A 23,532-nucleotide genomic window follows, 5' to 3' on the forward strand; every position below is an offset into this window, starting at 1 on the left:
CCTGACTCCGGTCGGGAAATCGGTGAAACTAGGAAAGTGAGCCACATGGACTGGGACAAACTCAGGATCTTTCACGCGGTCGCGGATGCGGGCAGCCTCACCCATGCGGGGGACAAGCTGAACCTGTCGCAATCGGCGGTATCCCGGCAGGTGCGCGGGTTGGAGGAACAGCTCAACACGAACCTCTTCCACCGACACGCGCGCGGACTCATTCTGACGGAACAGGGCGAACTGCTGTTCGATGCGACCAGCGCCATGACGAAGCGGCTCGATGCCGCCGCGGCGCGCATCAGGGACAGCGAAGAAGAAGTCTTCGGCGAGCTGCGCGTGACCACCACAACCGGTTTCGGCACGCTCTGGCTGGCGCCGCGCCTGCCCAAGCTCTACGAGAAGTATCCCGACCTCAAGGTCGACCTGATGCTGGAGGAGCGCGTGCTCGACCTGCCCATGCGGGAAGCCGACGTGGCGATCCGCATGAAGGAGCCATCGCAGGCCGATCTCATCCGCAAGCGGCTGATGACGGTGCGTATGTGCCTCTACGCCAGCCCCGCCTACCTCAAGAACAGCGGCACCCCGCAGAAGATCGAGGACATGTCCGAACATCGGCTGATCTGCCAGAACACCGACAGCGATCAGGTCAGCGCGGGCACGCAGCTCATCCATCAGCTGCTGTTGAACGACGTTCGCTCGCTTTTGACGGTAAACAACTACTTCGGCGTCCTACAGGGCGTTCTGCACAACCTGGGCATCGGGGTTCTGCCGGATTATCTGCTTCAGGATTTCCCCGAACTGGTGCAGGTGCTGCCGGATATCGAATCAGCCGACGTTCCTGTTTTCCTCGCCTACCCCGAGGAATTGCGCCAATCCAAGCGAGTCGCGGCCTTCCGTGACTTTGTACAGGAAGAGATCATAATGTACCGTAAGCAATTGCGGGAAAAAGGAAACCTGTAGTTATGCGCGGACTGCATAGCGGACATGCTGCACTGCGCGAAGGATTTGCCTTGATCGGTGCAGATGTGCTGACTAATTGAGCATCATGAAGATTGAGGCTGTCGCCTTTCTTCATACCTCCCTGTTGGACTTGGCCGAGCTTTGAGCTCGGCCTTTTTTTTGCTTATCCGGTTTCCGGTACGACTTTCGAATAGATATTGCCGCACCCCCACCCCGGGCATAGACTGGGAACCACGCAATTCCTCCGGCGAATACTGCCATGACCAAGCACCCGATCCGCGTCGAAACACTCGTGAACGCCCCTATCGAAGAGGTATGGCACGCCTATACCACGCCGGAGCATATCACCCGGTGGAACTTCGCCAGCGCCGACTGGTGCTGCCCGCGCGCAGAGGTTGACCTGCGCCCCGGCGGCAGACAAAGCGCCCGCATGGAAGCGAAGGACGGAAGCATGGGCTTCGACTTTGGCGGCACCTACGAAGAGGTCGTGCCGCCAGAAGCACTGACCCTCATTCTGGACGACGGGCGCAAATCCCGCACGACGTTTGAGGCCAAGACCGGCGGGACGCTGGTCACGACCCTGTTCGACCCCGAGGATGAGCATCCGGAAGATCTGCAGCGCGACGGCTGGCAGGCGATCTTGGACAGTTTCAAATCACATGTCGAAAACACCTCGCGACACGGGGCGCCCGGAACTTAGCAACCATAGGCACCCGGGAAGCGCGCGTTGATCCCGCAGGGGTGCCGGTCCCCACTTCCAAATGGCAAAAAATCCTCACCGAAGGTAAGAAAACTCTTTGGGGCGCCATCAGATTTAGATGCCTCCGGCGGGGATTTTGAACCATTTGGAAGAGGGTGAGGGCATGCGCCCAAATTTCCGTCTTCAGCTGGTCGGGGTCGATCCAAAATGGTTCTTCACGCGGAGCGACGGGGATGCCCCTTTCCAGCCCCCGCCGCATCCTCTAAGAGACCCGCGACAGACGTTGGGGGCCCAGAATGAACGAACCTGCCATCACGGAAGACCTGATCGCCGCGCACGGGTTCACCCCCGACGAATATGCCGAAGTCCAGAAGATCCTCGGACGGGATCCGAACTACACAGAACTCGGCATCTTTTCGGCCATGTGGAACGAGCATTGCTCCTATAAATCCTCGAAGAAATGGCTGCGCACCCTGCCCACCGACGGGCCGCAGGTCATCTGCGGGCCGGGGGAGAACGCGGGCGTCGTGGACATCGGCGACGGGCAGGCGCTGGTCTTCAAGATGGAGAGCCACAACCACCCGTCCTACATCGAACCCTATCAGGGGGCGGCCACGGGTGTGGGTGGCATCCTGCGGGATGTCTTTACCATGGGCGCGCGGCCCATCGCGGCGATGAACGCGCTCAGCTTCGGGCGGCCCGACCACCCCAAGACCCGCCAGCTGGTCCACGGGGTCGTCGCCGGCGTGGGCGGCTACGGCAACTGCTTCGGCGTGCCGACCGTGGGGGGCGAGGTGCGCTTTGACGCGGCCTATGACGGCAATTGCCTTGTCAACGCTTTCGCCGCCGGTCTCGCGGATGCGGACAAGATTTTTTATTCCGCCGCCTCGGGCGTGGGCATGCCGGTCGTTTACCTTGGTGCCAAGACCGGGCGCGACGGCGTAGGCGGGGCGACAATGGCGTCGGCTGAATTCGACGACACGATCGAGGAAAAGCGCCCCACCGTTCAGGTCGGCGACCCTTTTACCGAAAAGCGCCTGATGGAGGCGACGCTGGAACTGATGGCCACCGGTGCCGTCATCTCGATTCAGGATATGGGTGCGGCGGGGCTTACCTGTTCGGCGGTGGAAATGGGCGACAAGGGCCGCCTCGGCATCCGGCTCAACCTCGAAGCGGTTCCCGTACGCGAAAGCGGCATGACCGCCTACGAGATGATGCTGTCCGAGAGCCAGGAACGCATGCTCATGGTCCTTCGCCCCGAAAAGGAAGCCGAGGCGAAGGCGGTCTTCGACAAATGGGATCTCGATTTCGCCATCGTGGGCGAGACCATTCCCGAAGACCGTTTCATCATCATGCTGAACGGCGAGATGAAGGCCGATCTGCCGCTGTCCAAACTGGCCAGCACCGCGCCCGAATACGATCGTCCGTGGGAAGAGACACCGCCCGCGGCACCCCTGCAGGACGTTGTCGGAATCGACCCCGTTGATGGGCTGCGCGCGCTGATTTGCGACCCCAACTTCGCGTCGAAAGCATGGGTTTACGAACAATATGACACGATGGTCATGGCCGATACCGCCCGCCAGCCCGGTCTGGGTGCGGGCATCGTGCGCGTGCACGGCACCGACAAGGCGCTCGCCTTCACCTCGGACGTGACGCCGCGCTACGTTAAGGCGAACCCGTTCGAGGGTGGCAAGCAGGCGGTGGCCGAAGCCTACCGCAACCTGAGCGCCGTGGGCGCGCGGCCCCTTGCCACGACGGACAACCTCAACTTCGGCAACCCCGAGAAGCCGCATATCATGGGGCAGTTCGTGGGCGCCGTGAAAGGCATCGGCGCTGCGGTGGCAGCACTCGACATGCCCATCGTGTCGGGCAACGTATCGCTTTACAACGAAACGGACGGTCAGGCGATCCTGCCCACGCCCACCATCGGGGCCGTGGGGTTGATCGATCACGTGGACGAGATCATCGGCTGCGATGTTCGCGAGGGGCATGTCGCCCTGCTTTTGGGAGAGGTCGGCACGCATCTGGGCCAATCCGCCCTGCTCTGCCGTGTCTTTGGCCGGATCGAGGGCGACGCCCCCCATGTCGACCTTGAGGCGGAGCGCAAACGGGGTGAATTCATCCGCGCCAACCGGGCGTTGATCCGGGCCTGCACCGACCTGTCCGACGGCGGGCTGGCGCTGGCCGCTTTCGAGCTGGCGGAACGTTCGGGCGTGGGCATCCAGATCGACGACGGCGATACGCCTGCGCTTTTCGGCGAGGATCAGGGCCGGTATCTTATTGCCTGCACCTTCGACGAGGCGGAGGCGCTGATGTCCGCGGCTGCCGAGGCCGGGGTGCCGCTGACCAGCGTGGGCCGTTTCACCGGCGATCAGGTCCGCTTTGGCGACCAGGCGGCGCCCTTGGCCGAACTGTCGGAAACCTATCGCTCCGTCTTTGCCGAGACTTTCGACTGAGGCACCGGCGCTCAGGGACCCAACGCCGCCATCAGTCTTTCCTTTTCGCCACGGTCGTCGGGCCGGGAGATGGCTTCGGCCAGTTCCTCCAGCGAGGCGATGGAATGACCCGCGCGGAAACTGTCCACATGCGGCAGCATGGCGCGGATGCCGGCCGCCTTGGGGGCGAACCCGTCCCATCGCAGCAAGGGATTGATCCAGATGAGCCGCCGGGCCGTCAGTTGCAGCCGTTGCATCTGACGGGCCAGATCATCGGGCGCATCGCGGTCGAGGCCATCGGTGATCAAAAGCACGACGGCGCCCTGCCCCATGACGCGGCGGGACCAATCGCGGTTGAAGGCCTCGATGGAGGCGCCGATGCGGGTGCCGCCTTCCCAGTCCTGTGCCTGCGCCCCGGCGGCCGCCAGCGCCGCGTCGACATCCCGCGTCGCGAGGTGGCGGGTGATGTTGGTCAGGCGCGTGCCGAAGGTAAAGGCATGGACCTGCGCCCAACCCGCGCCCCGGGCATTGGCCACCGCGTGCAGGAAATGCAGGACCGTCCGGCTGTACTGGCTCATCGACCCAGAAATATCGCACAGCACCACGAGGTTGGGATAGCGCTCCCGCGGTTTCTTGCGCGCAAGGCTCTGCATCTCGCCCCCGCGTTTCAGCGCGGCGCGCAGGCTGCGCGCGGCATCGATGCGCCCCTGCGGCGCGATCTGGCTGCGGCGTGAAGGCAGCGGGCGTATGGGCAGGGTCAGGCGCGAAAGCATGCGCCGGGCCTCGGCCATTTCGGCGATGGTCATCTGTTCGAAGTCGAGACTGCGCAGACGTTCGGAGGTCGACGCCGTGAGGCTTGCATCCACCTCGATCAGCGCATCCTCTTCGGGGGTTTGCTCATCTTCGGGGCGCGGGGCCTCGGCCCCGTCCAGCAGGGCCTCGGCGGCGCGTTTTTCCGCGGCCTGCGCCGGGCGGTCCTCCTGCACGCCGCGAATGGCGGGGAGCATGGCGGCCATCATATGTTCAAGGTAGCGCGGATCGCGCCAGTAGAGACGGAACAACTGGGCGAAGACGCGGGCATGTTCGGGGCGGTTCACGAAACAGGCATGCAAGGTCCAGTAGAAATCCCGCCGTTCGGTGAAGCCCGCCGCCTCCACCGCGCGGATCGCGTCGATCACCCGGCCCGGCCCGATAGGCAGCCCCGCCCGGCGCAACGCGCGCGCGAAATGGGTGATATTGCCCGCAAGCTTGGGGTCATCGGGCAGCTCGAGTTGCTTGCCTTCCATGCGCGGTCAGCGCCCGGGGGCCGTCTGCCCCCGGACCCCCGAGGATTTCATGCCATTTGGAAGCATCAGGCCGGTTCCAGGCTGGCACGGGCCTGATCGAGGATCCGCTTGGCTTCGGAGCCATGCAGCTTCGCGATGTCATCCTGATATTTGAGGATCGCGCCAAGGGTATCGGCGATGACCTCGGGGCTGAGGCTCACAACATCCAGCGCTAGCAGGCATTTCGCCCAGTCGATGGTTTCGGCAACGCCGGGTTTCTTGAACAGATCCTCCGTCCGCAACCGCTGGACGAAGGCCACGACCTCGCGGCTGAGTGCCTCCGCCGCTTCGGGCGCACGGGCCGAGAGGATCTCCATCTCCCGGTCGAAACCGGGGTAGTCCACCCAGTGGTAGAGGCACCGGCGCTTGAGCGCGTCGTGAACTTCGCGGGTGCGGTTGGAGGTGAGCACAACGATGGGCGGTTCGGGCGCGGCGATGGTGCCGAGTTCCGGGATCGTGACCTGAAAATCGCCCAGCGCCTCCAGCAGGAACGCCTCGAACGGGGCATCGGTGCGGTCCAGCTCATCGATGAGCAGCACGGGCGGGCCCGAAGCATCGGGGCGCAGGGCCTGCAAAAGGGGGCGTTCGATGAGAAAATCTTCGGAAAAAAGCTCGGCGTTGAGCGCCGCGCGGTCGGCAGCGCCCGTGGCTTCCGCCGTGCGGATGGCCACCATCTGGGCGGGGAAATTCCATTCGTAGACGGCAGACCCGGCATCGAGGCCTTCGTAGCATTGCAGCCGGATCAGCCTGCGGCCCAGCCCCGCGGCGAGCGCCTTGGCGATCTCGGTCTTGCCGACGCCGGCCTCCCCTTCGAGGAAGAGCGGCCGCCCCAGTCTGAGAGACAGGAAAACGACGGTGCCCAGCGCGCGGTCGCAGACGTAGCCCTGCCCCGCCAGCATGTCCTGCACGGCATCGATGGAGGAGATGTCTTTCATGGGCGCTCCTTTGGTTCCGGGCAAGGGTGCATCCCTGCCCCCTCAGGTCAAGCGGCCACATGCGGATATGTCACGCAACCTCGACCAAAGGCGGGTGTCGATTGACGCGATTCGCCCCCGCTGGCATATTCCGGCAGCAAAAGAACAAGGTGCGGGCCATGGGACCCACACCCCCCGGAGGCGGACATGAGTAAGACATCAGGCAGCGCGTCGGCGCGGGGGTCCGGCTGAGATGCACGTGACGGCTGTGACCTGCGTCAAGAACGAGGGGCCGTTCCTGCTGGAATGGATCGCCTACAACCGGCTGATCGGCGTGACGGACTTTCTGTTCTACTCGAACGACTGCACCGATGCGACCGACCGGATGCTGGACCGCCTGCAGGATCACGGGATCGTCACGCATCTGCCCAACCCCGCGGATCCGGCGAAGAACCGCAGCCTGCAGATGCAGGCCCTGAAGGCCGCGCGCCGACATCCTCTCGTCAAGGGGGCCGATTGGGTCTGGATTGCCGATGTGGACGAATTTCTGAACATCCATGTGGGCGATCACACGATCCCTGCGCTGATCAGGGCCTGCGGCGATCCGCAGGCGATTTCGGTCACCTTCCAGTTCTTCGCCAACGGCGGTGTCGAGCATTATGAGGACGCCCCGGTGATCGGGCAGTTCCTGCACAGTCACAATCCGGATGTCTGGGGCGGGCATACGGCGATCGAGGTCAAGACCCTCGTGCGGCAGGATTTTCCGCTGAAGTATTTTGGCGCGCATCGCCCCTTTCATGACGACGACGGGATGCCGCGCCGGGACCGGCCCGTCTGGACGGACGGTTCGGGCCGGACCGTCCCGCGTGCCTTCCGCCGCCGTGTGAACAAGCGCCGCATTCGCGCGTTTCCGGCCAAGGGCGCGCGCGACTTCGCCACGCTCAACCACTATGCGCTGCGCTCGTTGGACAGCTATCTGGTCAAGAACGACCGGGGCGATGTGAACCGCGAACACCGCGCCTTCGATGACACCTATTGGCGCGAGCGCAACGACGCGGCGTTTCACGATCCATCCATCCTGCGCCATATGAATGCGCTGCGGGCAGAGATCGACGCGCTCAAGGCGCTGGAGGGTGTGGCAGAGCTTCACGAGCAGGCGGTAGCGGCGCATCGGGCGCGGCTTCAGGCCCTGATGGAGCAGGAAAGCTACCGTGCCATGCGCCGCCAGCTGCAAAACGCAAGCCCCTACCCCCCGGCGGAAGCAGCGCTGATCGCCGAACTCGGTCTGGCATGAGCCGTTTACGGGTCATCAACCTCGGCCTGCCAAAAACCGGCACCACGACGCTGTCGCGCGCCCTGCGCCGGGCCGGTCTGCACGTGGCCGACTGGCGCATACATGACCGCCAGACCAAGCGGGACGATATCAAGGGCAAACTGGTAGGCCAGATCTTCTACCGCGATTATTTCGAAACCGGCGATCCGCTGGCCCGGTTGAAGGAGTTCGACGCCGTGACAGAGATGAACGCGCTGCGGCCCGACAACAACTTCTGGCCGCAGACGGATTTCGGCCTGATTGACGCGCTTGAGCGGCACCATCCGGGCGTGCGGTTCGTGCTGTCGCGCCGGGATCCCGAGGCCACGGCCCGCAGCATGATGAACTGGGGCAACCTTGGCGAAAAACGCCTGCCCGACAACGATGTGCCCGGATTGCCGCGCGGGTTTGGCGGCTCCGTCTCCGACCTCATGCGCTGGATCGAGGGGCATCATGCCTTTTGCAGGCGCGTCTTCGCGGGCAAGGGCAACTTCATGGAGTACGATCCGGCGGACCCGGAGATTCGGGTGAAGCTGGGCGGGTTCCTCGGGATCGAGATGCCGTGGTGGGGGCGTGCCAACGCGCGCCGCCCCGCGCCCGAGCGGGAGGCCGGCTGACATGCGCTTTACACTCGATATCGGGCCGGGCCGTCATTCTGGTGAAACGGCGGCGCCTTTCCCGGGCGACAGGCTGATCTGGGCCTGCCGGGATCTGGCCCGGGCGGATGCCGAACAGCTACAGGCGGGCATCACGACCCCGACCGCGCAGGCGGCATTGGCGGATGAAATCGCAGGGCAGATGGAAGCATTGGCGGCGCAGGCCGGGGCGGAAGGCGTGGCCCTTTCCGTGCCCACCCTCGCCCGCGCGCTTTGCCTGCCGGAGGAGATCGCCCGGCTGAAAGCACTGCTGGACCGCGTCGGGCGCGATGTCACGATCCAGATGCCGCTGCAGCACCAGTCCCGCGCTCTGGCCCAGCACTATGCCGCGCAGGTGATGGCGGGGCGGCTGTCGTCTCTCGAGACCGAGCTTTCGTTGTTGGCGCAGCCGCAGTGGTGGGACGCGGCGCTTTCATATGAAGCGCGTTCCAAGGCTGGACCCATGACCGACACGCAGGCCCCGCCCTTCTGGCTGGATTACACACGTCTGCACTCCCTCTGGGCCGATGTTTTTGGGGCGGGATCAATCACCCTCTGCCCCGCAGAGGACCCTGAAGAATCCCCACCGTCGGCAGCGACATTGACGCGCGCGCGTCTCTTCAACGGGGTTCTGACCCGCTACATGGAGGTCACGCGCGCCATCGTGCCGCAGGACCTGTGGCGCAGCATGCTGGATGACATGGCGGTCGCCGCACCGCCGCTTGACCCCGGTGCGCTTTCACCGCTGGCTCGCTATTTCGAGGCGGAGAACGCAAAGCTCATCGCAGCCTGTCCGGCGCTGGCCGAAGCCTTGCGCCCGCCCTCGGTCGCGCCCGACTGGCAGGAAGCGGACCCCCTCTTTGGCTTCCGCGCCACGCAATACCTGACGGCGTTTCATTTCCGCATCCGCAAACATGCCACGCCGATTGTCGAGTTGCGCGAAACCGCTGCCAAGGCACGCGATGCGCAGGAGACATTCGACAGGCTGCTGTCGCCCGAGGGCCTCGACGCCGCGCAGGCGGAGGCGACGCGGCAATTGCGGGAGGTCGTACGCGGCAAATACGATGACGTCATGGCCGGCACGATCCGCCCCCACAACGACCTGGGCGCGGTGAACGAAGAGGATAGCGCCGCCCCCTATCCGCCCGCCCCTCCGCGCAACCTGCCCGGGGACAGCACGGGCAACGTGATCGTGGGCTGCATGAAGAACGAAGCACCCTATATCGTCGAATGGGTGGCCTATCACCGGGCCATCGGGGTGGATAACTTCCTGATCTACACCAACGGCTGCGAAGACGGGACATCCGAACTGCTGGACAGGCTGCAGGAAATGGGCGTCCTGCAGCACCGCAACAACGATGACTGGAAAGGCAATTCGCCCCAGCAGCATGCGTTGAACCAATCCCTGAAGGAGCCGGTCATCCGCAACGCGGAGTGGATCATTCACATCGACGTGGATGAATTCATGAACGTACGCACCGGCGATGGCACGCTGGAAGCACTCTTCGCCGCCGTGCCGGATGCCACGAATATCGCGATGACTTGGCGGCTTTTCGGCCATGACGGGGTGACCGAGTTGAACGACGATTTCGTCATCGATCAATTTGAATCCTGTGCGCCGAAGTTCTGCCCCAAGCCCCATACCGTCTGGGGGTTCAAGACGATGTTCCGCAACATCGGGGCCTATGAAAAGATTTCCTGCCACCGGCCCAACAAGCTGCGGGAGGATTTCGCGGACCGGGTCAAATGGGTCAACGGTTCGGGCAAGGACATCACGAAGGCCGTGGCGCAGAAGGGCTGGCGGTCATCGAAGAAGAGCATCGGCTACGATCTTTTGCAACTCAATCACTACGCGCTGCGATCTGCCGAATCTTTCCTGATCAAGCGGCAGAGGGGGCGCGCGCTGCACGTGGATCGTTCCATCGGGCTCAACTACTGGATCCGGATGGATTGGTGCGACTACCGCGATGTGACGATCAAGCGAAACGTCCCGCGCCTGCGCGCGGAATACGACCGGCTGCTCGCGGACCCGGAACTGGCGCGCTGGCACCGGCACGGGATGGAATGGCACCGGGCCAAGGCCCGCGAATTGCGCGCCAAGCCCGAGTTTCACGAACTCTACACACAGGCGCTTGCCGTCGACCTCAATGAAACGGAGCGCGTGGCCTATGCACTCGCGCTGGATCTGGAGACATGAGCATGGAAGAGGTTCAATCCCCGCAGGCACCGCAGCAAGCGCAGGCGAAATCCGACTTCATCGTCTCGAACGGCATAAAGTTTCCCAAGCAGAAGCCGTTCATCACCGGCAATGTGCGCGGTGCATTGCGCAAGGGCAGCTATGAAGCGCGGGAAGCGGCAGCGGCACAAAAGCTGATCATCGAGGATGACGTGGTCGTCGAACTGGGGGCCAGGCTGGACTATATGTCCACCCTCATCGCCACGAAGACCAAGCCCGCCCATGTCCACACATTCGAGGCCAACCCCCAACTGATCCCCTACATCCGCTCGGTCCATGCCGCGAACGAGGTGGAGAACGTCACCCTGCATCACGCGATCCTCGGGCCACGCAAGGGCAAGGCGGATTTCTACGTGCGCGAAAGGTTCATCGTCTCGTCGCTGGCCCCCATCGAGGGGACGAACGTGATCTCGATAGAGCAGGTGGAAATGCGGAATGCCAAGACCGTCTTCAAGGAGGTGAAGCCCACCGTGCTCGTCTGCGATATCGAGGGGGGAGAGGCCGACCTGATCCCCGCGATGGACCTGTCGAACCTGCGCGCCGCGATGATCGAACTGCACCCCCAGTGGATCGGTCCCGAAGGGGTGAACGCGGTCTTTTCGGCCTTCATTTCGGCGGGCATGGCCTATTGGTCGCGCGGTTCGCACGGCAAGGTGGTCTGCTTCCGCAGGAAATGGCCGGTCCGCTGAATGCGCGCCCTCGCCATTCTGACCGTCCGCAACGAAGCGGCGTTCCTGCTGGAATGGCTGGCCCACCATCAGGCGGTGGGGTTTACCGATTTCCTCGTATTCTCAAATGATTGCACGGACGGGACAGATGCGCTGCTGGACCGGCTCGCAGCACTCGGCCATCTCGTTCATCTGCGCAACGACGGGCCTTATGACAAGGGCGGCATCCAGTTCACCGCGCTGAAGGCCGCGGCAAAGACGGTTCTCCTGCAGCAAGCCGACTGGATCCTGCCGCTCGACGTCGATGAATTCGTCAATATTCATGTGGGGGACAGAACGCTGCCCGCCCTGCTGGCAGCGCTGCCGGAGGCGACGGCGATCACCCTGACGTGGCGGCTTTTCGGATCGGCGGGCAAGGTGCGCTATGCCGATGCGCCGGTCACCGAAACCTTTACCCGCTGCGCCCCGAAGGTGCTTTACTGGCCATGGCGCGCGGCGATGTTCAAAACGCTCTACCGCAATGACGGGACCTATCGCAAACCCGGTGTCCACCGGCCCCGCGATCCGGACTGCGATGCGCTGGACACTGCCCGCTGGTACGACGGGCACGGGCGCGCCCTGCCCGACTTCTTTCGCACCAAGCGCATCTTTTCCACCTATGGTCGCGACAACTACGGGCTTGCGCAGATCAATCATTATCCGCTGGGCGCGGTGGAATCCTATGTGCTGAAGGCAGACCGGGGGCGCGCCGTACATTCCGATGACATGCTGGATGCGGACTATTGGATCGAGCGCAATTTCAACACCGACGTTGACGACACCATTACAGGCCTTTCCCCCGCGATGCGCGCAAACCTCGCGGCGTTGAAGGCCGATCCGGAGGTCGCGCGCCTGCATGAAGCCGCCGTGGCATGGCGCAAATCCCGCTTTGATGAGTTGATGTTGCAGGAACCCTTTCGCGCGCTCTTCGGCCGGTTGTTGCTGGCCGGGCCGACCCGCCCGGTGCCATTGGCGGCGGCACAGTTCATGTCAGCCTATGCCCGGCGCTCTCGTCGCGCCGAAGATGAATAGCTAGAATTTCACCAGATTTGTCCCCATTCTCGCCGTATTACGCAAATACTTCGGAAGGCGAACCGCGCGCCCAAGCGCGGAGGTAGCTATGTGAGGAAGCGGCAATGGTATCTGGAACGCCGACGATCGAAACATCGCTGGTCGATCTGCCCCGCAGCGACTGGATGGACACCATTCGGGACATCACCGAAGACGCGGGCTTTCACCAGAACCTCGGCCCCCGCCACTTCGCCGCCTTCGTGGAAGGATCATCCGTCCTGCTCGTCACCTTCGAGACGATGCAGGGGATGCATGCGCTTTCCGAACGGGCCCAGCCGCTGGGATGGGAAATGGTGCGCGACCACGGCTGGTCGCATCTGTGCTTCGTGTCCGATGGCGATACATGGTTCCGCCAGCAATCCGTCTACCGCTACACCGACCGGCTGATCGATGACGGCTTCTTTGACGGCTTCGACAAGGTGATCTTCTACGGTGCGGGGCCCTGCGGCTATGCCGCGGCGGCTTTCTCGGTCGCGTCACCCGGTGCCACCGTGGTGGTCATCCAGCCGCAGGCGACGCTCGATCCACGGGTGACCGAATGGGATGACCGGTTTACGGATATGCGCCGCACCGATTTCACGTCGCGCTACGGCTATGCGCCGGATATGCTCGACGCGGCGGAAAGCGCCTTCGTGCTTTATGACCCCTATGAGCGGCTCGATGCGATGCATGCAGCACTCTTTACCCGACCCAATGTGACCAAGCTGCGCTTGCCCCGCATGGGGGACGCGATCCAGACCGACCTGCTGGAAATGGAATGGCTGTCCGACCTGCTGGGCAACGCGGTCGAAGGCACGCTGGATACCCATAAGTTCGCCCAGCTTTACCGGGCGCGGCGCGAATATCCCCCCTATCTGCGCAACCTGATGGCGGCGCTGGACCGGGGCGGGCGCGACCGGCTGCTCTGGTCGCTGTGTACCAATGTAACGACACGGATGCGCGCGCCGCGCTTCGCCCGCAAGCTCAACGAGTTGAAGAACCGGATGGCCCCCACGGAACAGCGGCGCACCGCAGAAGACGGCTAGCCCTGAGCCGGGCGACGTGCTAGCCCGCCCGCATGACCGAGACCCTGACGATCCGCCGCCCCGACGACTGGCACCTGCACCTGCGGGACGGCGCCATGCTGCAGGCTGTTCTGCCCCATTCAGCCGCCCATTTCGCCCGCGCCATCGTGATGCCGAACCTCGTGCCGCCCGTGGTGACGGGCGACAACGCCCGGGCCTATCGCGACCGTATCCTGGCGGCCCTGCCAGAGGGCGCGGATTTCACCCCGCTCATGACGCTTTACCTCACCGAAGACACCGATCCCGACGATGTGGCCGCAGCCCATGGCGATGGTCTGATCACGGCGGTAAAGCTCTACCCCGCCGGGGCCACCACCAATTCGGCCAGCGGGGTTAAGAATTTCGACAAGGTCGCCCCGGTGCTGGACCGGATGGCGGAGATCGGTCTGCCGCTCTGCACCCATGGTGAGGTCGTGGATGGCGATGTCGATATCTTCGACCGGGAGGCGGTGTTCATCGACCGTGTGCTGGAACCGATCCGCCAGCGGCATCGCGGATTGCGCGTGGTGATGGAACATATCACCACCTCAGACGCGGTGGAGTATGTGCGCGGGCAAGACAGCGATCTGGCCGCGACGATCACGACACATCACCTCGTGATCAACCGGAACCACATCCTCGCCGGGGGGATCCGGCCGCATTACTACTGCCTACCGGTTGCCAAACGCGAAAGCCACCGGCTGGCCCTGCGCGGGGCGGCGACCTCGGGCGACGCGCGGTTCTTCCTTGGCACCGACAGCGCGCCGCATACCGATCCGGCAAAGCTGCAGCCCTGCGGCTGCGCGGGGTGCTTCACCGCGCCCAATACGCTTTCGATACTGGCCGAGGTGTTCGAACAGGAAAATGCGCTCGACAGGCTGGAAGGCTTCACCTCCCGCCATGGACCGGCTTTTTACGACCTGCCCGTGAACGAGGCGAGTGTGACGCTGAAACGCACGCCGCCGAGCCATCCCTCACAGGTGGAAACACCGGACGGCCCCGTGACGGTGTTCGACCCCGGCATGCCTCTCCACTGGTCCGTCGCCTGACCCTGCCCCAAGGAAACCACGATGATCCCTTCCAGCTTTCCCGATGCCCGCGAAATGGCCCGCATGACGGCCCGTATGCTGCTGGAAATCAAGGCAGTTCACTTCAACGCGGATGAGCCGTTCACGCTGGCCTCGGGCCTGCCCTCGCCCACCTATATCGACTGCCGCAAGCTGATCTCCTACCCGCGCATCCGCAGCACGCTGATGGACTTTCTGACGGTCACCGTGATGCGGGACGCAGGCTTCGAAGCCTTTGACAATATCGCCGGGGGGGAAACCGCGGGCATTCCCTTTGCCGCCTTCGTGGCCGAACGGATGGCCCTGCCCATGTCCTATGTGCGCAAGAAGCCCAAGGGCTATGGCCGGAACGCGCGGATCGAAGGTGCCATGCACGAAGGCCAGCGCGTCCTGCTCGTCGAGGATCTGACCACCGACGGCGGATCCAAACTGTCTTTCGTCGATGCGATTCGGGAAACCGGCGCGCAGTGTGCGCATACCGCCGTTATCTTCCACTACGGCATTTTCCCCGAAACGGAAAAAACGCTGGGGGATCACGGTGTCAGCCTGCATGCGCTCTGCACCTGGTGGGATGTGCTTACCGAAGCGCGGGCCCAGACGGCCTTTGACCCTGCCACGCTGAACGAAGTTGAATCTTTTCTGAATGCCCCACGAGAGTGGCAGGAAGCCCACAAGCGTTAAGACCTCGATACCTTATCTGGCCTGCATTTTGCCTGCACACGCGAAATGTGGTAGGCTCATAGGTGCTGTGCTTTTATCCACATAAACATACAATTTGCGCCAGGCGCGCCCCGTGGGTAAGACAACGGCGGCAGAGACGAGGGCAGCAGCAATGAACGAGATCACGTCGCTGAACGCGAACCAGCTGGAGATTCAGGCATCCGAAACGATGCCGCATTCGATCGAGGCGGAGCAGCAGCTGCTCGGTGCGATCCTGACGAACAACGACATCTACGACCGCGTGGCCTCCATCATCTCGGCCCGGCATTTCTACGATCCCGTGCATGCGCGGATCTTCGATATCGCGAGCCAACGGATCGCCAAGAACAATCTGGCCTCGCCCGTCACGCTCAAGGCCTTCATGGAAGATGATGAGGGCCTAAAGGAATTGGGCGGTCCGGCATATCTCGCCCGGTTGGCGGGTGCCGCGATCTCAGCCTTTGCGGTGCGCGACTACGCGCAGATGATCTATGACCTCGCCGTGCGCCGGGATCTCATCCAGCTTGGCCGGGATATCTCTGCCAAGGCGGCAACGGTCGATGTCTCCTCCGAGCCGCGGGAACAGATCGTGGAGGCCGAACAGCAGCTTTACAAGCTGGCTGAACAGGGACAGGTTGAAAGCGGTTTTCAAAGCTTTCTCAAGGCTGTAACCGATGCTGTTAATGTAGCCAATGCGGCCTATCAACGCGATGGCGGGCTTTCGGGCGTCTCCACCGGGCTCATTGACATGGACAAGAAGCTGGGCGGGCTGCACCGGTCGGACCTTCTGATCCTTGCCGGTCGTCCTTCCATGGGCAAGACCTCTCTTGCGACGAACATCGCGTTCAACGTCGCCAAGGCCTACAAGCGCGGCCAGCTTCCCGACGGCAGCGAAGGCGCGGTCGACGGGGGTGTTGTCGGTTTCTATTCGCTGGAAATGAGCGCCGAACAGCTTGCCGCGCGGATCCTGTCGGAAGCGGCGGAGATCCCCAGCCAGCAAATCCGGTCAGGTGACATGACCGAAGCCGAATTCCGCCGCTTTGTCGATGCCGCGAAGGCGCTCGAAGCCTGCCCGCTCTTCATTGACGACACGCCCGCCCTACCCATCAGCCAGCTTGCCGCCCGCGCGCGGCGGCTGAAGCGGACGCATGGTCTTGACGTGTTGATCGTCGACTATCTCCAGCTCGTCCGGGGCACCGGCAAGAGCGAGAACCGGGTCAACGAGATCTCTGAGATCACGATGGGCCTGAAAGCGATCGCGAAGGAACTGGATATTCCGGTAATTGCCCTGTCGCAGCTCAGCCGTCAGGTCGAAAACCGCGAAGACAAGCGCCCGCAGCTGTCGGACCTGCGTGAATCCGGCTCGATCGAACAGGACGCCGACGTGGTGATGTTCGTCTACCGCGAAGAGTACTACAAGGAGCGGGAAAAACCGGGCGATCATGAGCTCGACAAGATGGCGATCTGGCAGGAAGAGATGGAGCGCCTGCATGGCCGGGCCGAAGTCGTGATCGGCAAACAGCGTCATGGCCCCATCGGCACCGTCGACCTCAGCTTCGAAGGCCGCTTCACGCGCTTCGGCAACCTCGTGAAGCCTTGGCAGCAGGGTAACGATCAGGAATTTTGAACCCGCTCAGCGGCGTTATGCTACCCAGCCGGGAATAGTGTGTACAAACATGTGGAAAACCGTGTCGTGGGCGGTTTTTAGCCCGGTTTAACAGCCGCTTGACCCGGTAAGGTCATGTGGCTTTCCGCTGCGTCAACAGCGGGCGGCTTGCGCGATTTCCGCCTCCGACAGCCCATACTCCCCCGCGAACCTGCGCCGTGCCGAGACGAGGCGTGGATCATCGGGCCGCATGCCCAGCGTGCGGATGAACGCGATGCGCTGCCGCGCCTTGAGGTCTTCCGTGTCGATGCTCGTCCCCATGGCCCGGTCGATGATCTGCCCCCCCGGGGAGACATGAAACCAGCGGGAAAAATCCCGGAAATGATGCTGGTTGTGCAGGCGGGTCACATGGCGCTCCACCGCCGTTTTCGGGACGGTGAGATGCGCGCTCATGTGGAACCACTCATAGACCAGAAAGGTACCGATCCCGCCCACCGCGACGACCGCGACGGCAATCCAGACCGCCGAGCCCACGCCCAGAAGCGCCAGCGCCGCCCAGAGCAGTGTGAAGTTCAGGCCAAGCACCGGCAGTGCCACCCAGATCGGCACGAAGAAGAGGCCATGGTTCGTGGGAAAATCGTGGTGGCCGTAATGCGCGCGGTAGAGCAGGTCGAACGCCCATTGGCGGCGGGGGGGCGGCAGATGAAAGATGAACCGGTGCAGGTTGTATTCGTTCAGCATCTGCGCCGCGATCCCCAGCGGCACCAGCAACCAGACCCATGCCGGCCCCGCCATCAGCAATGCGCCCGAGGCCACGGCGAAAATCGCCGCCATCACGGATACGGCGGTATGCGAAAACATGATCTTGAGACGCGTCATGGCGCTATCATAGCGCCAAGGCCCCTGCCCTGTCCTGCCTGACCTTGCGGCGGGTGGCGGCGCTCAGGCCGCGAGCAATGTGGCCTGGGCGCGGGAAACGCTGGGGCGGGCGCAGCGGCCATATGCCACCGGGTTGGCGCGCAACTCGGGGAAAACGGTGAAAAGCTCCTCCCGGGCGCGGTCCTCCAGCCCGCCAAGGCTGTAGCTGCCCGGCTGATAGCTTTCAGACCAGACGCCATCCGCGCGCAGGACCTGATGCGTGTCGAACATGATGTGGTGATAGCAGACCTGAGGGCGCGAAACCTGATGGATATCGCGCCCGTTGACGAGATGTGCGGCGGCCACCAGCACCTCGTCCTCACCGAAGTAAAGCTGGGCGCGGTAATCGTCGATGAGCATACGGTGCTGCGGTGAGACCGCGATGCGGCTGGCGTTGCCGATGCTGCCCGGCTCGAAGACGATGGGGGCAAGCTGCGCGGTGCCTGTCACCTCACGCTGCCCTGCCCAGCGGATCATCTGCGGGCCCGCGTCGCGGGTGATGACCATGTCGCCGGGGCGCAGGTCTTGGACCCGGCGGGGCCCGCGCGGCGTGTCGATCAATGCGCCGGAGGTGAAGCAGACAACCGATTCGATCTCCGAAAAGCGTACGGTCGAGCCGTCCTTCAGGGTAGCGGTACCCGAACGGCCCGTGCCGGGGTCGGTATCCGAATAGACGATCGAACCGGCAAGCAACTGGCCGTTGAAGTCCAGCCGGTCGCCGAACTTCTCCGCTCCTTCGCCGCCGATGATGGTGATGTCTTCGCCGGTGAGCTTGGTGCCGTCGATCAGGAAAAGATCATCGCCGTCGCCGCCTGACAGGCTGTCGCCGCCGCCACCGTAAATCTGGTCGTCGCCCGCGCCGCCGAAGAGCGTATCGCGACCCTCGCCCCCGTGCAGGGTATCGCTGCCGGTGCCGCCATCCACGCTGTCATTGCCGAGCCCCGCATCGACGTAGTCGTCCCCGGCGCCGGCCCTGATGACATCGTCGTTGGACGGATCGCGCACGGCGTCAAACTGCACGTCCGAAAAATAGACCGCCTGCTGAGTGTTGCCGCCGTTGTCATATACGATCTCGATACGCGAGACCGGGCCCGCGATTTCGAACAGCGCGGAACCGGCTTCGCTTCCCGGGGTGACGTTGTTATAAGCGCCACGCACCGTGCTGCCGGTTACGGTGAGCGCACTGCCGGCGGTGATATTTACGAACACCTCATTGCCTGATTCATTATAGGCGCGGACGGTGATGATATCCTGGAAGTTGTTCGTATCGTCGCTGGTGCCGTCGATATCGCTGATCCGGAACCGGACGTTTTCGACCTGATCGAAATATTGCTTGCCCGGACTTGCGGCGAAGTTGAACTCGATGGTGGTGTCGTGCTTGCTGCCGTTGGCGCGCAGGAATGCGGCGGAGTTGGGATCGAATGTCTCGCCGGGTGCTACGTAGATCGCCTGGCTGGCTCCGCTCGTCTCGGTCGAGAATTCCTCGTCCAGATCGGCGTCCGTATAGGTCGTGGAAACGGTGACATTGCCGGTGTCCTGGCTGCTTCCGGGCTTCAGGTTCACCTCGTCTCCGAAGCTGGACCATTTGACAGAGGCCGCTTCCAGATCGCGCGTGCCGGTGCCATCGCCGAAATCCACCCGGTCGCCATGGATATCCCCGGTGTAGTTCGCGTCGATCACATCGTTTCCGTCCGTGCCGTCGACGACGAAATCGGTTTCGGGGATGTAATCGTCATAGGTAAAGACGGGATCGCCTGATTCCGCATCCGGGTTATCCGAATATGCCCGCGTCTCGTAGGTGCGCCCGGCGACGAGTTCGCGTTCCGACAGCGTATAATCGCCCGTATGCGTCCCGTCCTTGACGCGGAAACGCACCACGTCGAAGGTCTCTCCGGTCACGGTATCATAGAGCGTCCACGACCGGTCGGCGTAGATCGTTATGTTTTCCTCGGTCACATCACCAAGGGTGATGGCCGCGACGGCGTCTTCCCCGCCCTTCTGATCTTCGAGCGTCTGCCCCGCGAGGCCGGAACCGTTGTCGGTGATCACCGCCTGCCCGGTCGTGGCAGAGGGCCCATTGTAAACGGAGCTTCGTCCAATCTCCTTGGAGAAGGCCTTCTCGGCATCGATATCGTAGAAGGAAACCTGATAGTCAGCCATTTTCGTATCCTGCGCTCAGCTTCGGGGCCTTTGCGCGTGATCCGCCCGGCGGACGTGGCTACCCCTTCCCCGACGGGTCTAGGCCGTGAAAACGGCCTCAGCGGGCACAGGATGTGGCTGGAATGGGATCAATTGCGGAATTCTCGTGGCACAGGGCATCCGGGTGAACCTGCAACCAAAAAGGGCGCGACCCCTGCGAATCGCGCCCATTGGAGGGCACAAAGCCCTGCTATCGTTGATCTAGAACGATTTAGTCGGCCTTGCCTTCAAGCACTTCGTAGCGCAGGCCCTTTGCCTTGTTTTCGTCAAAACCCTTCCAGTATGTGTGATCTTCCTTGGGGGTTCCGTCCTCGTTCATCGACCAGACACCGTCGTTGGAGTTCTCGACGAGGTCGAGGTATGCCCCGGCTTCTTCGTTCCCCTTGAGGTGCTGATCCAGCCACGCGGTGACGAAATGCTGCGAGATGTTGTTCATCCGCGCCGTGTTCCAGACCGGATCGGTGTAATGGCCCGAAACGTTGAAGCCGAGTTCCTCGTCATCGCGGAAGGATTCCGCAGGTGCGGGCATCGGCGCACCGGCGTTGTGGCCCGCGTTCTCGAAGGTGAGCAGGGCACGGTCCACACCGCTCGTGTTTTCCCAGATCGCGCGGATGCCGTTTTCGTAAAGCGACACGTCATCCTGCGAACCGGCGATGAAGAGCATGGGGATCTGCACGCCCGAAAGACCCTCGGCATCCCAGAAGCCGGTGTTCATGCCCCACGGGCCGAAGGCTACGGCAGTCTTGATACGGGGATCGGGAAGCTCCGCATGGGTTTCGCTGCCCGCGCGGTGAATATCCAGCGTGCCATGCGGCGCGCCCCAGGCGTAGCCGACGGAAGCTTCCGTCACGCCGCCGCCCGCGGTGATGATCGCCCCGTAGCCACCCATGGAATAGCCGACCAGACCGGCGTTGTCCGCGTTTACCAACCCGTTGAGGAAAGAACCTTCCTCCTGCGACAGGCGCGCCATTTCATCCAGCGTGAACAGCTGATCGAGCGACCGGTTCACCAGCGTGGAGCCAAAGGCCGCCTGCGTCCGGTAGGTGGAATCGGTATGGTCGATGGAGGCGACGACATAGCCTTTCGACGCAAGGTTTTCCGCCAGATGTGACAGCAGGAAGCGGTTGCCCGGATACCCGTGAGAGATCAGCACCAGCGGAAAGGGCGCGCCCTCGGTCGCCGGTGCGGCATCCCGCATGGCCCGGCCTTCGATGTCCACCTCGGTCTTGGCGTCGCGCAGGAACACCTTCAGCGTGGTATCGCCCGTGGCGTCCGCCGCGGCGGGATACCAGACTTCGACCGGCAGCGGCCGGTCATAGCGGGGCAGCTGGTCGGGCTTGGCTGCCGCCGGATCGATCGACAGGATATCAATCTGGTCCGGATTGGTCAGATCGATCTGGCGCACACCCACGGCGTAGGAGCCATATGCGGAAAGCTCGGGCGCATCGGGCAACTGGGTGTCGATCCGGTTCTCGGCCTGCGCCGCCCCCCCGGTGGTGACGGCCAGCGCCATCAGCGGGCCAAACAGTACTCTTTTATTCATTGTGAACCTCCCGTTCGTGAATGCGATCACCCGATCGCTTGCAGGTGCCGGTCGTAACGCCAGCCTCCGGAGGAGCCTAACAGGGGGCACGCCATACACAAGCGAGCCGGCGTCTTACCCTGCGTTACCATGGCACCGCGGGCGCGAAGCCGCCGCGAGGTGCCGCGCCGGCAGCGCCATGCAGGCTTGACCTTTGGCCACTTCCTGTCAGAACCGCGCCATGACAAGCGCGACCCTGACCATCGATCTCGCCGCCCTCGCCGATAACTGGCGGTCGCTCGACCGGAAGGGCCGGGCCGAAACCGCCGCGGTGGTCAAGGCGGACGCCTATGGCCTCGGTATGGACAGGGTGGCGCCCGTACTCGCCGAAGCGGGGGCGCGGCTCTTTTTTGTCGCCATCGCCGAAGAGGGCGCTGCCTTGCGCCGTATTCTGGGCCCCGGGCCTACAATCCATGTGCTTTCGGGGCATATGGCTGGCGATACCGACATGGTGCGGGACGCCGACCTGCGCCCGATGATCAATTCGACCGAGCAGCTTCTGCGGCACCTCGAATCGCTGTCCGGCCATGGGTTCGGCATCCAGCTCGATACCGGGATGAACCGGCTCGGGATGGAGCCTGCCGAATGGGCCAGCCTGCGGGACATCGCACTGTCGCAGACCCCCTGCCTGCTGATGTCTCACCTCGCCTGCGCGGACACGCCCGATCACCCGATGAATGCATTGCAACGCGATCTCTTTATCGAACTGACCGAAGGAACCGATGTGCCGCGCTCGCTGTCCGCGACCGGGGGGATCCTTCTGGGCGAGGATTATCATTTCGACGTGACACGCCCTGGCGTGGGACTCTACGGGGGGCTGCCTTTCGCGGCGGCTCAGCCCGTGGTGGCACTGCACCTGCCGGTGATCCAGACCCGCGACGTGGCCGAAGGCGAGACTGTGGGTTACGCCAACGCCTGGACCGCGCCGCGCCCCTCGCGCGTTGCCACCGTCAGTGGCGGCTACGCGGACGGTATCATCCGGGCGATGGGGGGTAAGGCGCAGTTGATCTATCGCGGCACGCCGCTGCCCGTTATCGGACGCGTATCCATGGATATGCTGACCGTCGATGTGACGGCGCTCGACGAAGCGCCCGAACATCTCGATCTGCTCTGTCCCGCCCAGACGGTGGACGACATCGCGGATTGGGCCGGAACCATCGGATACGAGATCCTCACGGCGCTGGGCGCACGACACGACAGGGTCTATCTGACGTGAACAGCCTGTTCGCCGCGCTGGCGCTGATCGGCCGCGCCGCCCTTTCCGCGCTGGCGGGCATCGGCCGTGTGACTCTTTTCGCGCTCAGCATCTTTACCCACGGTCTGCGCCCCCCCTTCTATGGCCGGCAATTCGCCGCCGCACTTTTCCAGATCGGTTGGCTTTCGCTGCCGGTGGTAGGGCTGACCGCGCTTTTCACCGGGGGCGCGCTTGTCATGCAGATCTATGCAGGCGGCGCACGGTTCAATGCCGAAGCGGTGGTGCCACAGATCGTGGCCATCGGCATGGTGCGCGAACTCGGTCCCGTTCTCGTGGGCCTCATGGTCGCGGCACGTGTGACAGCGGCCATCGCGGCAGAGATCGCCACGATGAAGGTGACGGAACAGATCGACGCACTGATCACCCTTTCAGCCGATCCGATCCGCTTTCTGGTAGCACCCCGGGTGCTGGCGGGGGTGCTGACGGTGCCTGTGCTGGTGGCGGTAGGCGATACGGTGGGCATCATGGGGGGCTATGCCATGGCCACGGGCACGCTGGGGTTCAACCCTGCGGCCTATCTGCGCAATACGGTAAGCTTTCTGGAGGCGACGGATATCGCCTCCTCGCTCGCCAAGGGGGCGGCCTTTGGCTATGTGGCGACCCTGATGGGCTGCTATCACGGCATGAATGCCGGACGGGGCGCACGGGGTGTGGGCCGGGCCACCAAGGGCGCGGTCGAAGCGGCAGCGGTGCTGATCCTCGCAGTGAACTTCCTGCTCACGGGGGTTTTCTTCGCCCTATGATCGCGCTGCACGACATCCACAAATCCTTCGACGGCACGCCGGTGCTGCGCGGTGTCAGTCTGTTGCTCGAACCGGGGCAGTCGCTGGTGGTGATCGGCGCGTCGGGCAGCGGCAAATCCGTGCTGATGCGCAGC

19 protein-coding genes are annotated in these 23,532 nt (G+C 63.6%); 14 read left to right on the forward strand and 5 right to left on the reverse strand.

Translation table 11 applies throughout. The features are described from left to right. Positions 1 to 45: 45 nt before the first annotated feature. The 3 genes from A3728_RS21660 (at position 46) to purL (ending at position 4,107) form a co-directional block, all read left to right on the forward strand. The gene (locus tag A3728_RS21660; protein WP_067928701.1) at positions 46 to 951 is read left to right on the forward strand and encodes a LysR family transcriptional regulator; all 906 of its coding nucleotides are present in this window, start codon (positions 46 to 48) and stop codon (positions 949 to 951) included. Positions 952 to 1,210: 259 nt separating this feature from the next. Further along, positions 1,211 to 1,651 (forward strand): SRPBCC family protein, encoded by a 441-nt coding sequence (locus tag A3728_RS21665; RefSeq protein ID WP_067928704.1) that lies wholly within the window; start codon positions 1,211 to 1,213, stop codon positions 1,649 to 1,651. A 296-nt stretch (positions 1,652 to 1,947) separates the two neighbouring features. Beyond that, positions 1,948 to 4,107, forward strand: coding sequence for a phosphoribosylformylglycinamidine synthase subunit PurL (purL, locus tag A3728_RS21670; RefSeq protein ID WP_067928706.1), 2,160 nt, complete (start codon positions 1,948 to 1,950; stop codon positions 4,105 to 4,107). A gap of 11 nt (positions 4,108 to 4,118) precedes the next feature. Here purL and A3728_RS21675 read toward each other — a convergent pair whose 3' ends face one another. Both A3728_RS21675 and A3728_RS21680 read right to left on the reverse strand, forming a co-directional pair. Next, positions 4,119 to 5,372 (reverse strand): vWA domain-containing protein, encoded by a 1,254-nt coding sequence (locus tag A3728_RS21675; protein WP_067928708.1) that lies wholly within the window; start codon positions 5,370 to 5,372, stop codon positions 4,119 to 4,121. 65 nt (positions 5,373 to 5,437) lie between these two features. Next, positions 5,438 to 6,346 carry an AAA family ATPase gene (locus tag A3728_RS21680; protein ID WP_067928711.1) on the reverse strand — a complete coding sequence of 303 codons (909 nt, stop codon included), beginning with the start codon at positions 6,344 to 6,346 and terminating at the stop codon, positions 5,438 to 5,440. A 232-nt stretch (positions 6,347 to 6,578) separates the two neighbouring features. On the opposite strand from A3728_RS21680, the gene A3728_RS21685 reads away from it, so the two are divergent. The 9 genes from A3728_RS21685 (at position 6,579) to A3728_RS21725 (ending at position 16,722) form a co-directional block, all read left to right on the forward strand. Continuing rightward, on the forward strand, positions 6,579 to 7,619 hold the full coding sequence (locus A3728_RS21685; protein WP_067928714.1) for a glycosyltransferase family 2 protein: 1,041 nt from the start codon (positions 6,579 to 6,581) through the stop codon (positions 7,617 to 7,619). Beyond that, positions 7,616 to 8,254 (forward strand): sulfotransferase, encoded by a 639-nt coding sequence (locus tag A3728_RS21690; RefSeq protein WP_067928716.1) that lies wholly within the window; start codon positions 7,616 to 7,618, stop codon positions 8,252 to 8,254. The genes A3728_RS21685 and A3728_RS21690 overlap by 4 nt, the downstream gene beginning before the upstream one ends. A gap of 1 nt (position 8,255) precedes the next feature. Then, positions 8,256 to 10,469 carry a glycosyltransferase family 2 protein gene (locus A3728_RS21695; protein ID WP_067928719.1) on the forward strand — a complete coding sequence of 738 codons (2,214 nt, stop codon included), beginning with the start codon at positions 8,256 to 8,258 and terminating at the stop codon, positions 10,467 to 10,469. Further along, positions 10,466 to 11,197 carry an FkbM family methyltransferase gene (locus A3728_RS21700; protein WP_236628137.1) on the forward strand — a complete coding sequence of 244 codons (732 nt, stop codon included), beginning with the start codon at positions 10,466 to 10,468 and terminating at the stop codon, positions 11,195 to 11,197. Before A3728_RS21695 ends, A3728_RS21700 begins: the two co-directional genes overlap by 4 nt. Then, positions 11,198 to 12,247, forward strand: a complete 1,050-nt coding sequence (locus A3728_RS21705) for a glycosyltransferase family 2 protein (RefSeq protein WP_067928723.1) — start codon at positions 11,198 to 11,200, stop codon at positions 12,245 to 12,247. Between the two features lie 104 nt (positions 12,248 to 12,351). Further along, complete coding sequence (locus tag A3728_RS21710) at positions 12,352 to 13,311, forward strand: phosphoadenosine phosphosulfate reductase (RefSeq protein WP_067928725.1); 960 nt, start codon at positions 12,352 to 12,354, stop codon at positions 13,309 to 13,311. A gap of 32 nt (positions 13,312 to 13,343) precedes the next feature. Beyond that, on the forward strand, positions 13,344 to 14,378 hold the full coding sequence (gene pyrC / locus A3728_RS21715; protein WP_067928727.1) for a dihydroorotase: 1,035 nt from the start codon (positions 13,344 to 13,346) through the stop codon (positions 14,376 to 14,378). A 21-nt stretch (positions 14,379 to 14,399) separates the two neighbouring features. Beyond that, complete coding sequence (locus A3728_RS21720) at positions 14,400 to 15,077, forward strand: orotate phosphoribosyltransferase (RefSeq protein WP_067928730.1); 678 nt, start codon at positions 14,400 to 14,402, stop codon at positions 15,075 to 15,077. A 151-nt stretch (positions 15,078 to 15,228) separates the two neighbouring features. Next, the gene (locus A3728_RS21725) at positions 15,229 to 16,722 is read left to right on the forward strand and encodes a replicative DNA helicase (RefSeq protein WP_067928732.1); all 1,494 of its coding nucleotides are present in this window, start codon (positions 15,229 to 15,231) and stop codon (positions 16,720 to 16,722) included. 132 nt (positions 16,723 to 16,854) lie between these two features. On the opposite strand, the gene A3728_RS21730 is transcribed toward A3728_RS21725, so the two are convergent. From A3728_RS21730 to A3728_RS21740, 3 genes are all read right to left on the reverse strand, one after another. Continuing rightward, complete coding sequence (locus A3728_RS21730; RefSeq protein WP_067928734.1) at positions 16,855 to 17,580, reverse strand: sterol desaturase family protein; 726 nt, start codon at positions 17,578 to 17,580, stop codon at positions 16,855 to 16,857. Between the two features lie 63 nt (positions 17,581 to 17,643). After that, positions 17,644 to 19,779, reverse strand: coding sequence for a Hint domain-containing protein (locus A3728_RS23360; protein ID WP_067928736.1), 2,136 nt, complete (start codon positions 19,777 to 19,779; stop codon positions 17,644 to 17,646). 250 nt (positions 19,780 to 20,029) lie between these two features. Beyond that, entirely contained in the window at positions 20,030 to 21,361 is a 1,332-nt protein-coding gene (locus A3728_RS21740) for an alpha/beta hydrolase family protein (RefSeq protein ID WP_067928738.1), read from the reverse strand. Positions 21,362 to 21,581: 220 nt separating this feature from the next. Between A3728_RS21740 and alr the strand changes: the two genes are divergently transcribed. Both alr and A3728_RS21750 read left to right on the forward strand, forming a co-directional pair. Beyond that, on the forward strand, positions 21,582 to 22,616 hold the full coding sequence (gene alr, locus A3728_RS21745) for an alanine racemase (protein ID WP_067928740.1): 1,035 nt from the start codon (positions 21,582 to 21,584) through the stop codon (positions 22,614 to 22,616). A 5-nt stretch (positions 22,617 to 22,621) separates the two neighbouring features. Continuing rightward, positions 22,622 to 23,398 (forward strand): MlaE family ABC transporter permease, encoded by a 777-nt coding sequence (locus A3728_RS21750; protein ID WP_443069113.1) that lies wholly within the window; start codon positions 22,622 to 22,624, stop codon positions 23,396 to 23,398. The last annotated feature ends 134 nt before the right edge of the window (positions 23,399 to 23,532 follow it).

The sequence above is a fragment of the Sulfitobacter sp. HI0040 genome, assembly GCF_001634885.1.
In the GTDB taxonomy this organism is placed as follows: Bacteria; Pseudomonadota; Alphaproteobacteria; order Rhodobacterales; family Rhodobacteraceae; genus Sulfitobacter.